General features: G+C 68.1%; 8 protein-coding genes and 2 pseudogenes. 7 read left to right on the top strand and 3 right to left on the bottom strand.

Going from position 1 to position 12824, the window contains the following annotated elements; all coding sequences use genetic code 11:
* Window positions 1-351: 351 nt before the first annotated feature.
* Window positions 352-2928 (top strand): NAD-dependent DNA ligase LigA, encoded by a 2577-nt coding sequence (gene ligA / locus BQ9890_RS14820; RefSeq protein WP_078062314.1) that lies wholly within the window; start codon window positions 352-354, stop codon window positions 2926-2928.
* 326 nt (window positions 2929-3254) lie between these two features.
* On the opposite strand, the pseudogene BQ9890_RS16890 reads toward ligA, so the two are convergent.
* The 3 genes and pseudogenes from BQ9890_RS16890 to BQ9890_RS07505 all read right to left on the bottom strand — a co-directional run.
* Window positions 3255-3644 (bottom strand): annotated as a pseudogene (locus BQ9890_RS16890) (ISL3 family transposase); the annotation flags it as partial.
* A gap of 100 nt (window positions 3645-3744) precedes the next feature.
* Window positions 3745-3963 (bottom strand): annotated as a pseudogene (locus BQ9890_RS16885) (ISL3 family transposase); the annotation flags it as partial.
* Between the two features lie 540 nt (window positions 3964-4503).
* Complete coding sequence (locus BQ9890_RS07505; RefSeq protein ID WP_075890524.1) at window positions 4504-5772, bottom strand: phospholipase D-like domain-containing protein; 1269 nt, start codon at window positions 5770-5772, stop codon at window positions 4504-4506.
* A gap of 173 nt (window positions 5773-5945) precedes the next feature.
* Here BQ9890_RS07505 and gatC point away from each other — a divergent pair, with 173 nt between their 5' ends.
* The 6 genes from gatC to BQ9890_RS07475 all read left to right on the top strand — a co-directional run bounded on the left by gatC (window position 5946) and on the right by BQ9890_RS07475 (window position 12792).
* Window positions 5946-6248 carry an Asp-tRNA(Asn)/Glu-tRNA(Gln) amidotransferase subunit GatC gene (gene gatC, locus BQ9890_RS07500; protein ID WP_075890521.1) on the top strand — a complete coding sequence of 101 codons (303 nt, stop codon included), beginning with the start codon at window positions 5946-5948 and terminating at the stop codon, window positions 6246-6248.
* Window positions 6248-7753: an Asp-tRNA(Asn)/Glu-tRNA(Gln) amidotransferase subunit GatA gene (gene gatA / locus BQ9890_RS07495; protein WP_075890519.1), complete on the top strand. Its 1506-nt coding sequence runs from the start codon at window positions 6248-6250 to the stop codon at window positions 7751-7753. The genes gatC and gatA overlap by 1 nt, the downstream gene beginning before the upstream one ends.
* Window positions 7753-9246, top strand: a complete 1494-nt coding sequence (gene gatB / locus BQ9890_RS07490) for an Asp-tRNA(Asn)/Glu-tRNA(Gln) amidotransferase subunit GatB (RefSeq protein WP_075890517.1) — start codon at window positions 7753-7755, stop codon at window positions 9244-9246. Before gatA ends, gatB begins: the two co-directional genes overlap by 1 nt.
* 312 nt (window positions 9247-9558) lie before the next feature.
* Window positions 9559-10887, top strand: coding sequence for an ABC transporter substrate-binding protein (locus BQ9890_RS07485; protein WP_075890515.1), 1329 nt, complete (start codon window positions 9559-9561; stop codon window positions 10885-10887).
* Window positions 10888-10969: 82 nt separating this feature from the next.
* Complete coding sequence (locus BQ9890_RS07480) at window positions 10970-11911, top strand: carbohydrate ABC transporter permease (protein ID WP_075890513.1); 942 nt, start codon at window positions 10970-10972, stop codon at window positions 11909-11911.
* A 35-nt stretch (window positions 11912-11946) separates the two neighbouring features.
* On the top strand, window positions 11947-12792 hold the full coding sequence (locus BQ9890_RS07475; RefSeq protein ID WP_230298012.1) for a carbohydrate ABC transporter permease: 846 nt from the start codon (window positions 11947-11949) through the stop codon (window positions 12790-12792).
* Window positions 12793-12824: the final 32 nt, after the last annotated feature.

The following is a 12824-nucleotide window of genomic DNA, read 5'->3' as shown; positions in this document are numbered from 1 at the left end:
GGCGACGGGGGCGCGGCCGGGAGCGTGAGGTCCTCCGCGCGTGCGGTGCCACGCTCCGGTGCTCTCCTTCCCGCCGCTTCGTCGTCCCCCATGCGTCACCTCCTGCACTGACGAGGAACGCCCGACGTCGCCCTCTGGTCGGGGATGAGGGTGGCCCCTCCCCGCGAGCGAGTCACCCGCGGGTGGTCGTGCCTGTGGACGGAGCAGGGGAGTCGGGCTCGTCTGTGGACGCGCATCCCCCTGCGTGGCCGGGCCGGGACTGACCGGGCGGCGGTGGGGCGGGACGGGTCCTCGGTGCCTGCCCCGCTGCTCCCCCCGGCTGACGCGGGCGGTCGATGGGAGAATGCCGCCATGGATTCGACCCCGACTTCGACCTCCACCCCGACATCGACGGACGGGACTGCACACGACGTTCCCCGGAGCAATGAGGACGTCGGTGTCCCCCAGGAGGCCAGAGAACGTTGGCAGCACCTGGCCGATGAGGTGGAGCAGGCACGGGATGCCTACTACCAGGCCGATGCGCCGACCCTCTCCGACGCCCAGTACGACGAGCTCTTCAGTGAGCTCCAGGACCTGGAGTCGCGGTACCCGCAACTGGCGGGATCGGACTCGCCCACGGCCACCGTCGGGGGTGCGCCGACCGGGACCTTCGCGCCCGTGACCCACCTGCAGCCGATGCTGTCCCTGGACGACGTGTTCTCCATCGAGGAACTCAAGGCATGGGAGGACAGGGTCCACGCCGACACCGGGCGCCCGGACCTCGCGATGACCTGTGAGGCGAAGATCGACGGGCTGGCCGTGGACCTGCTCTACGTGGACGGTCGCCTCCAGCAGGCCGCGACGCGGGGTGACGGTCGGGTGGGTGAGGACGTCACGGCGAACGTCCGCACGATCAAGGCGATCCCCCAACAGCTCGAGGGGAGCGGACACCCACACCGCATGGAGGTCCGCGGTGAGGTGTTCTTCCCCGTTGCGGACTTCCCCGGGCTCAATGAGGCCCGGGTTGCCGCAGGTCAGGCCCCCTTCGTGAATCCTCGCAATGCTGCGGCCGGCTCGCTGCGGCAGAAGGACCCGGCGGTGACCGCCTCCCGTCCGTTGTCGATGATCGCCCACGGTGTGGGGTTCGTGGAGGCTGCCGGTTCCGCCGAACCTACCGAGCCCGTCGACCGGGTGGCCACCAGCGCTGGTGCTGCCACCGCCACGTCCACCGGTGACGTGACCGGTGACGCGGCCGGTGACGCGGCCGGTGACGCCGCCACCCCGGCCGTCGGTTCTGATGGAGGCGTCGACATCGTCGGGTCCGCCACCGGCCTGCCCACCACGCAGCACGGGTGGTACCTGAAGCTGGGGGAGTGGGGCCTGCCGACCTCCCCCTACACCCGTCTGGTGCACACGCACGAGGACATCGTCGAGCGCATCACCTGGCTGGGTGAGCACCGCGACGAGCTGGTCCACGAGATCGACGGGGTCGTGGTCAAGGTCGACGACCTCGACATCCAGCGCTCACTGGGAGCGACCTCGCGTGCGCCGCGGTGGGCCTCGGCCTTCAAGTACCCACCCCAGGAGGTCAACACCCGCCTCCTCGACATCCGCGTCCAGGTGGGACGCACCGGGCGGGTGACGCCCTACGGCGTCATGGAGAAGGTCCTGGTCTCCGGCTCCCACGTCCAGCGCGCCACTCTGCACAACGCCCAGGAGGTCGCGCGCAAGGGTGTGCGCATCGGCGACATGGTGGTGCTGCGCAAGGCCGGCGACGTCATCCCCGAGATCGTGGCCCCCGTGGAGTCCGCCCGGGACGGCTCCGAGCGGGAGTTCGTCATGCCCACCCACTGCCCCTCCTGCGGTGCGCTGCTGGCACCGGAGAAGGAGGGGGACGTCGACCTGCGCTGTCCCAACACGGCCCACTGCCCCGCCCAGCTCACGGAGCGGGTCTCCCACGTCGGCTCACGCGGAGCGCTGGACATCGAGGGACTCGGTGACGAGGCCGCACTCGCCCTCACCCAGCCCGAGGCGGATCGCGACGCCGTCGGGGCGGCACTCGTCACCGGCAACACCGTCACCCTGGAGAACGGGGAGGTCCTGCACCTCGACGACGCCGAGGACCTGCCCCATGCCGACCAGCTGGCTGCTGCGGAGAAGCTCCTGCCCGCTGCCCAGCAGGCGGTGCTCCACTCCGAGGGGGCGCTCTTCGAGCTGCGTGCCGAGGACCTGCGCGACGTGTTCGTCTGGAGGCGCAGGACCGTGAAGGGTGAGGCGACCGACGACTGGGTCCAGGTGCGCTACTTCTGGTCCAAGGGCTGGGTGAAGTCGACGCGCAAGGCCGGCCCGCGCTTCGTGCCCCGCGAGCCCCGCCCGGCCAAGAACCTCACCGAGATGCTCGCCCAGATGGAGAACGCGAAGTCCCAGCCGCTGTGGCGCGTGCTGGTGGCGCTGTCGATCCGCCACGTCGGACCCACCGCCGCGCGTGCGATCGCTGCGCGTTTCCCGTCCGTGGAGGCCATCCGCAGTGCCGGAGTGGAGGAACTCGCCCAGGTGGAGGGGGTCGGTGGCGTGATCGCCGAGGCCGTCGTGGAGTGGTTCGGGGTCGACTGGCACCGCGAGATCGTCGACCGTTGGGCGGCAGCCGGAGTGCGCATGGCCGATGAGGTGGAGGAACCCGTCTCCGACGTGCTGGAGGGGTTGACGATCGTGGTGTCCGGCGCGATGCCCGGCTACGACCGGGAGGGCGCCAAGGAGGCCATCGTCGCGCGCGGCGGCAAGGCATCGGGGTCGGTCTCGAAGAAGACGTCGTTGGTGGTGGCCGGTCCAGGCGCGGGCTCGAAGGCCACCAAGGCGGAGTCCCTGGGCGTGCCCGTCATCGACGAGTCACGCTTCCAGGCCCTGTTGGACGGTGGCCTGAGCGCTGTCGGGGTGGAGTCGGGGGCCTGAGTACGGGGTGCTCGGGCGGGCCCGGGCCCTGGTCCTGGTCCGGCCGTGGAGGGGGCGCGTTCTGTCCGACACCGCGCGTCGAGGACGCGCTCCGTCATCCGCGCCGTCCTCCTGACTGCCCGAAGCCCCCCGGCACCGCCGGGAGGGGGTTTCCCTGCTCCTGCTGGACACCTTGGCGCGTTCCGAGTGCGCGAATGCACCCAGTTTCACCGCCGGCCGGTGCTCCCGAGAGGCGTCCGCGCAGGTCACGCATTCCGGCGTGGGCGGACGAGCCCTCCGTGAGGAGAAACTGGGTGCATTTCTGGCGCTCCTGACTCTTGTGTGGGTCATTGGCGGCCTGGGAGGGTGGGGCGGTGGCCTCCGAGGGTGAGCATGGCCATGGCGATGAGGGGCTGGGCTGTGTGGAAGCCGAATGCGACGCGGGTGATGAGGCGGATCTTGGTGTTGGTGGACTCGATGAGCCCGTTGGAGAGGTTGTGTTTGATCGCGGCGAGGATCCGGTCTCGGTGTTTGACGATGGTCTTGGACAGTTTCACGAACGCGGGGATCTGGCAGCGTCGCGCCCAGCTCAGCCACTTCTCCAGCGCGTCCACGGCGGCGTCGTAGGGAAGCTGGAACACCACACGTAAGCCCTCCTTGAGCAGGTAGGCGCGATGCAGCCTCGGGTCGGTCTTCGCGATCCACTCCAGCTTGACCTGCTGGTTCTCGGTCAAGTTCNCCGTGGCGAGCCCAGGGCACGTGGGAGACCACGACGCCGTGGTCCCGGCACCGCACCCGTGGACACTCCGCCTCCACGAACGCCTGGATCCAGCCCAGATCCAGGCTCCGCCACCGGCGCCTGCCGGGACCAGGATCGTAGCCCGGGCTGCGCCGCCGACACACACCACAGCGACCACGCTCACGCGAGCGAGGCCGCACATGCGCGATCAGCGAGCCGGCGTCCTCATCGAACTCAACCCGCTCAATCACCGCCTTGTCGATCCCGAGCAGAACCCGCCATATGCTGACATCACGCACGCCGCTTCTCCTGACCATCGGTCCTGTTGCCTTCGAACAGCTCAGAACCTATGCAGGAAGCGGCGTGCGACCCACTCCGACGCGCACACACACCCACAGATGCGTCAGGAGCGCCGCATTTCTGCACAGGGATCGAGCGCACGGGCCCTCAGGCACCCCTGACGAGGACCGAGTTCGGTCCGGGCGGCTCGTCGGAGCCTCCCGTGGCCAGGACATCGTGGTCGCCGATCCGCGGTGACCGGGACGAGACCGCGGGGCGACGCCCACCCGCGCAGGCACCGGACGACCGGATACACGTCGACCGGATTCAAGGTCCGGCGACGCCCACCCGCGCAGGCACCGGACAGGTCCTGGCTGCACCGCTGCTGATGGCCGAACCCACGTGCCGTCGTCATCCGGGGGCCCGTGGTGTCAACGGGCTGTGGGTCCGGGCCCAGGTTCGGACCCAGGATCGGGCTCGAACGGGCTGATCGGACCGTGGACCCCACACGTCGTTGCCGTGCGTCGTCCCGCTCCACCCTGCGCCCCCCATCTGCGGTTTGGGGTGACGCTGGCCGCTCAGACGACCCAGCGGAAGGGGCTCAGCAGTACTTCGGCGAAACGGGTGGGCAACCCTCGTCCCTGCCACTCCTCGATGGTGAGCTGGCGGGAAGTGGTGAGGTCGTTGGCGAAGATCTGCTCCATGCGTTCGGCGAAGTCGTGGGAGAAGAACTGCATGTTGACCTCGAAGTTGCCCTGCAGGGACAGGCGGTCGATGTTGGCGGTGCCCACCGTGGACCACACCCCGTCCACCGTCATGGTCTTGGAGTGCACCATGGCGTGCTGGTACAGCCAGATCTCGATGCCGTTGCGCAGCAGCACCCCGAAGTAGGGCCGGGCCACCCAGTCAGCCAGGATGTGGTTGGAGTACTCCGGGATCAGGACCTTCACCTGCACCCCGCGCCGGGCCGCATCGATGAGCCCCTGGAGCACCTCCTGGTCGGGGATGAAGTAGGCGGTGGTGATGAGGACGCGCTGCGTCGCGCGCTCCATGGCGTCCAGGTAGAGGCCACGCACCGGGAAGAGCAGACGCGAGGGGAGGTTGAAGGCGGCGGTCACATCGGCGTTCCACTCGCGTGCACCCGTGTCGGGCAACGCCGGCTGGCTGCGTCGCTTGAAGTGGTTCCAGAAGTCGACGAAGCCGTTCTCCAGCTCCCAGACGGCCGGTCCCTCCACCCGCACGTGGGTGTCACGCCATTCGTCCGCGAACCGGTCCCCGATGTTGTACCCGCCCACGTAGCCGACCGTGCCGTCCACCACCAGGATCTTGCGGTGGTCGCGCCCCGTGTTGCGCAGGTTCATGGTGAACATGCCCGAGCGGATCTCCGGGAAGCGGCGCACGTGCAGGTTGGGGTGGGTGGGGAAGAACTTGAAGCGTGGGTCCTGGTTGAGCACCCCGAAGCCGTCGTAGACGATGTAGACGTCCACCCCGCGCCGGGCCGCCTCGATGAGGGCGTCCTTGAAGCGGTGTCCGTACCTGTCGGAGCGCCAGATGAAGGTCTCGAAGTAGATGTGGTCCTGCGCCTGGGCGATGGACGCCAGCATGTCGTCGAAGAGTGAATGGCCCTCCGTGTAGGTGCGCACCACGTTGTCGTCGAGGGGGGTGTCGGCCGGGGGGAGCGCGGGGAAGCCGTGGCGCCCGCCGGGGATGCGCGCCTTGCGGGCACGGTCCACCAGGTGCACGGTGACGAGGGCGGCCACCTGCGCCCCTGCCAGACCGGCGACACCGGCCTTCACGATCTTCCAACCCGTCTGGTGGTCGACCCGCCACCCCCTGCTGCGCGACATGGGGACAGCCTACGGTCACCCGGGCCACAGGGGTGCACCTGCGTGCGCCTGACCCGGGTGGGGCGCCTCCTCGATCCCGTGCCCGCCTCCCGGGCCGGTCCCGCCCCCCACCCACCGCCCGGACGGTGGCGGGCCGGGACCCGGGGCCACAATGCGCGGGTAAACTGCAGGGCATGTCACGGATCAGCACTGACGAGGTCGCCCGCGTCGCGGGCCTGGCCCACATCGCCCTGACGGAGGCGGAGATCGAGAAGATCGCCGGCGAGCTCGATGTCATCGCCACCTCGGTGGCGAAGGTGTCCGAGGTCGCCACCCCCGATGTCCCCGCCACCTCCCACCCCATCCACCTCACCAATGTCTGGCGTGAGGACATCGTCGGCCAGACCCTGGATCGCGACGAGGTCCTCGCCTCGGCCCCGGCGGCCGAGGACGGGATGTTCCTGGTGCCCCAGATGCTGGACGACGAGGAGGCATGATGAACGAGCTGCTGCGCAGGTCGGCCCTGGAGCTGGCCGACATGCTGGCCGCGGGGGACCTCACCTCCGTCGAGCTGACCACGGCCTGCCTCGACCGCATCGACGCCCTCAACGACCGCGTCCACGCCTTCCTCTTCATCGACCGCGAGGGTGCCCTGGCCACTGCGGCCGAGGTCGATGCCCGTCGCGCCGAGGGTGCTGACCTGCACCGCCTGGCCGGCGTCCCCATCGCGTTGAAGGACAACATGGTCACGCGCGGGAAGCCCACCACGTGCGCCTCGAAGATCCTGGAGGGCTGGCTGCCCCCCTACGACGCGACCGTGGTGCTCAAGCTCAAGGCAGCGGGGCTGCCCGTGGTCGGCAAGACCAACATGGACGAGTTCGCGATGGGGTCCTCCACCGAGCACTCGGCCTTCGGTCCCACCGGCAACCCCTGGGACCTCTCCCGCATCCCCGGTGGTTCCGGGGGCGGTTCGGCCGCTGCGGTGTCCTCCTTCATGGTTCCCCTGGCACTCGGCTCCGACACCGGCGGCTCGATCCGCCAGCCCGGCGCCGTCACCGGCACCGTGGGCGTGAAGCCCACCTACGGGGCGGTCTCGCGCTACGGGCTGGTGGCCATGGCCTCCTCCCTGGACCAGATCGGCCCGGTCACCCGCACGGTGGCCGACGCCGCTGCCCTGCAGGAACTGATCGGGGGCTGGGACCCGGCGGACTCGACCTCACTGAAGGAGCCCGTCCCCCCGCTGCTGGAGGCCGTGGAGGCCGTCCACCGCGACGGGGTCAAGGGCCTGCGCGTCGGCGTGGTCAAGGAACTGTCGGGGGAGGGCTACCAGCCCGAGGTCCTCGACGCCTTCCAGGCCACCGTCGAGAAGCTGCGCGGGGCCGGCGCGGAGGTCCACGAGGTCTCCTGCCCGAGCTTCGAGTACGCCCTGGCCGCCTACTACCTGATCATGCCCGCCGAGGTCTCCTCGAATCTGGCCCGTTTCGACGGCATGCGCTACGGGATCCGGGTGCTGCCCGAGGAGGGTCACGTCACCGCGGCCCGCGTCATGGCCGCCACCCGTGAGGCCGGCTTCGGGGACGAGGTCAAGCGCCGCATCATCCTGGGCACCCACGTGCTGAGCGCCGGCTACTACGACGCCTACTACGGCTCCGCCCAGAAGGTGCGCACCCTGATCCAGCGCGACTTCGACCGGGTCTTCGACGAGGTGGACGTGCTGGTCTCGCCGACCGCCCCCACCACGGCCTTCAAGTTCGGGGACAAGATCTCCGACCCGATGGCCATGTACCTCAACGACGTGGCCACCATCCCGGCGAACCTGGCGGGCGTGCCCGCCATGTCGGTGCCCAATGCCGTGGCCGCGGACGGTCTGCCCGTCGGCTTCCAGGTGATCGCCCCGGCCCGCGGGGACCAGAGGATGTACGAGGTCGCCCAGCTGGTCACCGACCTCAGCGACGATGTCGCCGGGGCCTCCCCGGCTGCGCAGTGGGAGGAGTCGGAGTGATGGCGGAACTGATGGACTACGACGAGGCCGTGCGGGAGTTCGATCCCGTCCTCGGCATCGAGGTGCACGTCGAGCTGGGGACGCAGACGAAGATGTTCGACGCCGCCCCCAACGCCTTCGGCGGTGCGCCCAACACCTACGTCACGCCCGTGTCACTGGGCCTGCCCGGGTCCCTGCCGGTGGTCAACCACAAGGCCATCGAGTACGCGATCAGGATCGGCCTGGCCCTGAACTGCGAGATCGCGGAGTACTGCCGTTTCGCGCGCAAGAACTACTTCTACCCCGACCTCACCAAGGCCTTCCAGACCTCCCAGTACGACGAGCCCATCGCCCACGACGGCTGGGTGGACGTGGAGCTGGACGACGGGGAGATCTTCCGCGTCGACATCGAGCGCGCGCACATGGAGGAGGACGCCGGCAAGAACACCCACATCGGCGGCGCCGAGGGACACATCCAGGGCGCGGACCACTCCTTGGTGGACTACAACCGTGCCGGTGTGCCCCTGGTCGAGATCGTCACCCGCCCCATCGAGGGCGCGGGGGAGCGGGTCGCGGAGGTGGCGCGCGCCTACGTGCGCACCCTTCGTGACATCTTCCGGGCCCTCGACGTCTCCGAGGCGCGCATGGAACGCGGCAACGTCCGCGCCGACATCAACCTGTCCCTGCGCGACACCCCGGAGAGCCCGCTCGGCGTGCGCTCCGAGACGAAGAACGTCAACTCCTTCCGCGGGATCGAGCGCGTCGTGCGTTTCGAGGTCGGCCGCCAGGCGGCCGTGCTCACCGGTGGCGGCACCGTGGTCCAGGAGACCCGGCACTACCACGAGGAGGACGGCACCACGTCGCCGGGCCGCGTGAAGTCCGATGCCGAGGACTACCGCTACTTCCCCGAGCCCGACCTGCTGCCCATCGCACCTGCGCGCGAGTGGGTGGAGGAGCTGCGCGCCACCCTGCCCGAGCTGCCAGGCGCCAAGCGGCGCCGGCTCCTGGCGGAGTGGGGATTCTCCGAGATGGAGATGCGTGACGCCATCAATGCCGGTGCCGTGGACCTCATCGAGGCGACCGTGGCCGCGGGCTCCCAGCCCGCGACCGCCCGCAAGTGGTGGATGGGCGAGCTCGCCCGCCGCGCCAAGGAGAACGAGACCACCCTGGAGGACCTGGCGGTCACACCGACCCAGGTCGCCCAGCTGCAGGCCCTGGTGGACGCCGGACGCCTCAACGACAAGCTCGCCCGGCAGGTGCTCGAGGGCGTCCTGGCGGGTGAGGGTGATCCTGCGGCAGTGGTGGAGGCCCGTGGACTGGAGGTCGTCTCCGACGAGGGCGCCCTGAGTGCAGCCGTCCAGGAAGCCCTGGATGCCCATCCTGACATCGTGGAGAAGATCCGCGGAGGCAAGGTGCAGGCTGCAGGCGCACTGGTGGGAGCCGTCATGAAGGCGACGCGTGGCCAGGCTGATGCGGCGCGCGTGCGTGAACTCATCATGGAGCTCGTCGGCTGAATCGAGTTCCCGACTTGTGGGGCACGTCCCGGTGCGGGACGTGCCCCACAGTGTTTCCCCGCGCTGCCTGTCACAGCCCTGAATCGTTGCAAAGACGCCGATTGTGGGAGTGGTGGTGCGGGCTGGGGCGGTGTGGGGGAGCAATGTAACGATTGGGTGTCGATCGGGGAGCTTGCTCCATTGAGTTCACAACGTGTTGCCAACAGGGACATAATGGGTTCGCATCCGTCGAGGACGGTGTGCAGGACGGCGATGGTGTCGTCCGCATTTCCAAGGGGATGACGTTGTCCCCCTCAATGCAGAGGTGAACACATGCGAAAACTGATCGCAGGAATTGGGGTTGCAGCGCTGGCGCTGACCATGACCGCTTGTTCCTCAGGCAGCGACGAGTCGGGGGCCTCGGGAGACCAGAGCGGTTCCGGCACGACCGGCACGCAACCGTGGGACGGCGATGCCTCCGAGGTGGATGTCGTCACCTGGTGGGAAGCCGGATCCGAGAAGGAAGGCCTCCAGGCCCTCCAGACGGTGTTCGAGGAGAAGTTCCCCGACACCAAGTTCGTCAACGCCGCCATCGCTGGCGGTGGCGGTTCCCAGGCCAAGCAGAAGCTCGCCGCCGATCTCGCAGCGGGCAACCCGCCTGACACGTTCCAGGCCCATGCGGGCGCGGAACTCTCCGACTACATCGACGCCGGACAGATCGAGGACCTCTCGGGTCTCTACGACGAGCTCGGACTCAAGGATGCCTTCCCGAGCTCGCTGATCGACCGCCTCACGGTCGACGGCAAGATCTACTCCGTGCCCTCCAACATCCACCGGGCCAACATGGTGTGGGCCAACCCGACTGTCCTCAAGGCCGCAGGCCTGGACCCCGAGAAGCCGGCCACCACGATCGCCGACTGGATCACGGACATGCAGAAGATCAAGGACGCCGGGTACACGCCGATCACCGTGGGCATGGCCTGGACCCAGACCCAGCTGCTGGAGAACGTCCTCATGTCCGAGCTCGGCGCCGAGGGCTACAACGGTCTCTTCGACGGCACCACGAAGTGGGACTCCGCTGAGGTGAAGCAGGCCATCGAGGACTACACGAAGATCATGTCCTTCACCGACTCCTCCCTCTACTCCGAGGACTGGGAGCCGGCCATGCAGCCCGTCGTGGACGGCAAGGCCGCCTACAACGTCATGGGTGACTGGGCCTACCTCGGCCTGACCAGCCAGGGCAAGACGCTGGGAACCGACGTCATCGCCTTCCCGACCCCGGGCACGGAGAAGATGTACGACTTCCTCGCAGACTCCTTCACGCTGCCCAAGGGTGCCAAGCACCCCGGGGGCGCGAGGAACTGGCTGGAGAACATCTCCTCCAAGGAAGGCCAGGTTGCCTTCAACTCGATCAAGGGCTCGATCCCGGCACGCGCGGACCTCTCCGAGGACGAGCTGTCGAAGTTCTCCGACTACCAGAAGGACGCGATGAAGTCCTTCGAGAGCGACGAGATCGTCTCCTCGATCGCCCACGGCGCCGCGGTTCCGGCCTCGATCTCCAACGCCATGGGCGACGCCCTCATGAAGTTCGCCCAGGGCGCCTCCGACGCCACTCAGCTGCAGGCCGATCTCGTCTCCGCGACGGCAGACCTGTCCGAGTGACGTCCTGACGACACATTGAGCAGTGCGGTGGGTGCCGACGGGGAGGACCCGTCGGCACCCACCCGGGAGGAGCACCACACACATGTCCACGACCTCACGCGCGCCCCGTCGCAAGGTTCCATTCACCACCAGGTTGTCGCGGCTGGGCCCGCCGATCCTCCTGATCTCCCCCTCGGTGATCCTGATCGGGATCTTCGTCTATGTCCTCATCGGGGCGAACATCCGTCAGTCGATGACCGATGCGCACACGATCGCCAAGTCGACCGGGGCCAAGCCCACGAAGTTCGTCGGCCTGGACAACTACGTCGAGCTCCTGGGGGATGCGGACTTCCAGCACTCTCTCATCAACCTTCTCCAGTACACGGTGCTCTTCCTGGCAGGAACACTGCTCATCGGATTCCTGTGGGCCTGGTTGCTCGACAAGCCGATCAAGGGTGAGCCGATCTTCCGCTCCACCTTCCTCTTCCCCATGGCCGTCTCCTTCGTCGCCTCCGGTGTCGTGTGGCGGTGGCTCCTCAACTCCGCGCAGGGTGAGAACGCCTCGGGGCTCAACCGCCTCTTCCAGATGGTGGGCCTGGGCTTCCTCCAGAACTCCTGGACGTCCAACACCTCCTTCGGGATCCTCGCCATTGCGATTCCCGCCATCTGGCAGCTGGCCGGGTACGTCATGGCTCTGTTCCTGGCAGGATTCCGCGGCGTGTCCGACGACCTGCGCGAGGCGGCCCGTGTCGACGGCGCCTCCGAGTGGCAGATCTACAAGTCCGTGATCTTCCCCCAGCTCACACCCATCGCCCTGTCCGCCGTGGTCATCATCGGGCACATGTCCCTGAAGTCCTTCGACCTGATCATGAGCATCACCGACCAGCGGACGTACTCCACCAAGGTCCCCGCCATCGACATGTTCAACTTCATGACTGATGGCGACTACGCGAACTCCGCGGCAGTCGGCACGATCCTGTTGGTGATCATCGCGATCCTGGTGGTGCCCTACCTCATCCACGACTCGAAGAAGCGTGCACAATGACCGCCAATGTCCTGGCCAAGAAGCCGTCAGCGGCCATGATCAACAAGAAGGTCCGCACGGAGTCCACGGCCGTGCGTTCCGTGCGCTACGTTCTGTTGATCCTCTCCCTGGCGATCGTGCTCATCCCCGTCTACGTCCTCATCATCACCTCCTTCAAGGGTGTGGGCGACGCAGATCCCTCGCGCACCTGGGCCCTGCCCCAGGAATGGTCGCTGACGAACTGGTCGAAGGCCTGGACCGCGCTGTGGCCCGCGGTCCTGCGCACCTTCGCCCTGGTCATCCCCTCCTCGGTGATCTCCGCAGTCCTCGGCTCCGCCAACGGCTTCGTCCTGTCGAAGTGGCGGTTCCCCGGCTCCAACGCGGTCTTCACGCTGATCCTGTTCGGGATGTTCCTGCCCTACCAGGCGGTGATGATCCCGCTGCTGAAGATCGTGCTGGCCATGGATCTCCCCCAGGGAATCCCCACGCTGATCTTCCTCCACGTCGTCTACGGCATTCCCATCACGACGCTGATCTTCCGCAACTACTACGAGACCCTGCCCAATGAGCTCATCGAGGCGGCGAAGGTCGACGGGGCGGGCATGTTGCGCACCTTCGTCCAGGTGGTCCTCCCGATCTCCATCCCGTCCTTCGTCGTGGTGCTGATCTGGCAGTTCACCTCCGCGTGGAACGACTTCCTCTTCGCCCTCTTCTTCGGTGGCGGAGCCCAACGCGGACCCGTGACGCTGGCATTGAACAACCTCGCCAACGGCGCCATCCTCACCGACTACGGGATGTCGATGTCAGGTGCGCTCATCGCGTCACTGCCGACACTGGTGGTCTACATCCTCCTGGGGAAGTACTTCGTGGGCGGCCTCATGGCAGGATCGGTGAAGGGCTGACCTTGAGACGCAAGGGGGTGCCCGCGGGGGAG

Origin of the sequence: Actinomyces provencensis (assembly GCF_900155435.1) — a bacterium.
GTDB classification, from domain to species: Bacteria; Actinomycetota; Actinomycetes; order Actinomycetales; family Actinomycetaceae; genus Pauljensenia; species Pauljensenia provencensis.
This window is presented reverse-complemented; position numbering and strand designations above follow the sequence as displayed.

Bases quoted from the DNA above. Each gene is read 5' to 3' on its own strand.
- ligA (WP_078062314.1), top strand. From the start codon at position 352: ATGGATTCGACCCCGACTTCGACCTCCACCCCGACATCGACGGACGGG.
- BQ9890_RS07505 (WP_075890524.1), bottom strand. From the start codon at position 5,772: ATGTCGCGCAGCAGGGGGTGGCGGGTCGACCACCAGACGGGTTGGAAG.
- gatC (WP_075890521.1), top strand. From the start codon at position 5,946: ATGTCACGGATCAGCACTGACGAGGTCGCCCGCGTCGCGGGCCTGGCC.
- gatA (WP_075890519.1), top strand. From the start codon at position 6,248: ATGAACGAGCTGCTGCGCAGGTCGGCCCTGGAGCTGGCCGACATGCTG.
- gatB (WP_075890517.1), top strand. From the start codon at position 7,753: ATGGCGGAACTGATGGACTACGACGAGGCCGTGCGGGAGTTCGATCCC.
- BQ9890_RS07485 (WP_075890515.1), top strand. From the start codon at position 9,559: ATGCGAAAACTGATCGCAGGAATTGGGGTTGCAGCGCTGGCGCTGACC.
- BQ9890_RS07480 (WP_075890513.1), top strand. From the start codon at position 10,970: ATGTCCACGACCTCACGCGCGCCCCGTCGCAAGGTTCCATTCACCACC.
- BQ9890_RS07475 (WP_230298012.1), top strand. From the start codon at position 11,947: ATGATCAACAAGAAGGTCCGCACGGAGTCCACGGCCGTGCGTTCCGTG.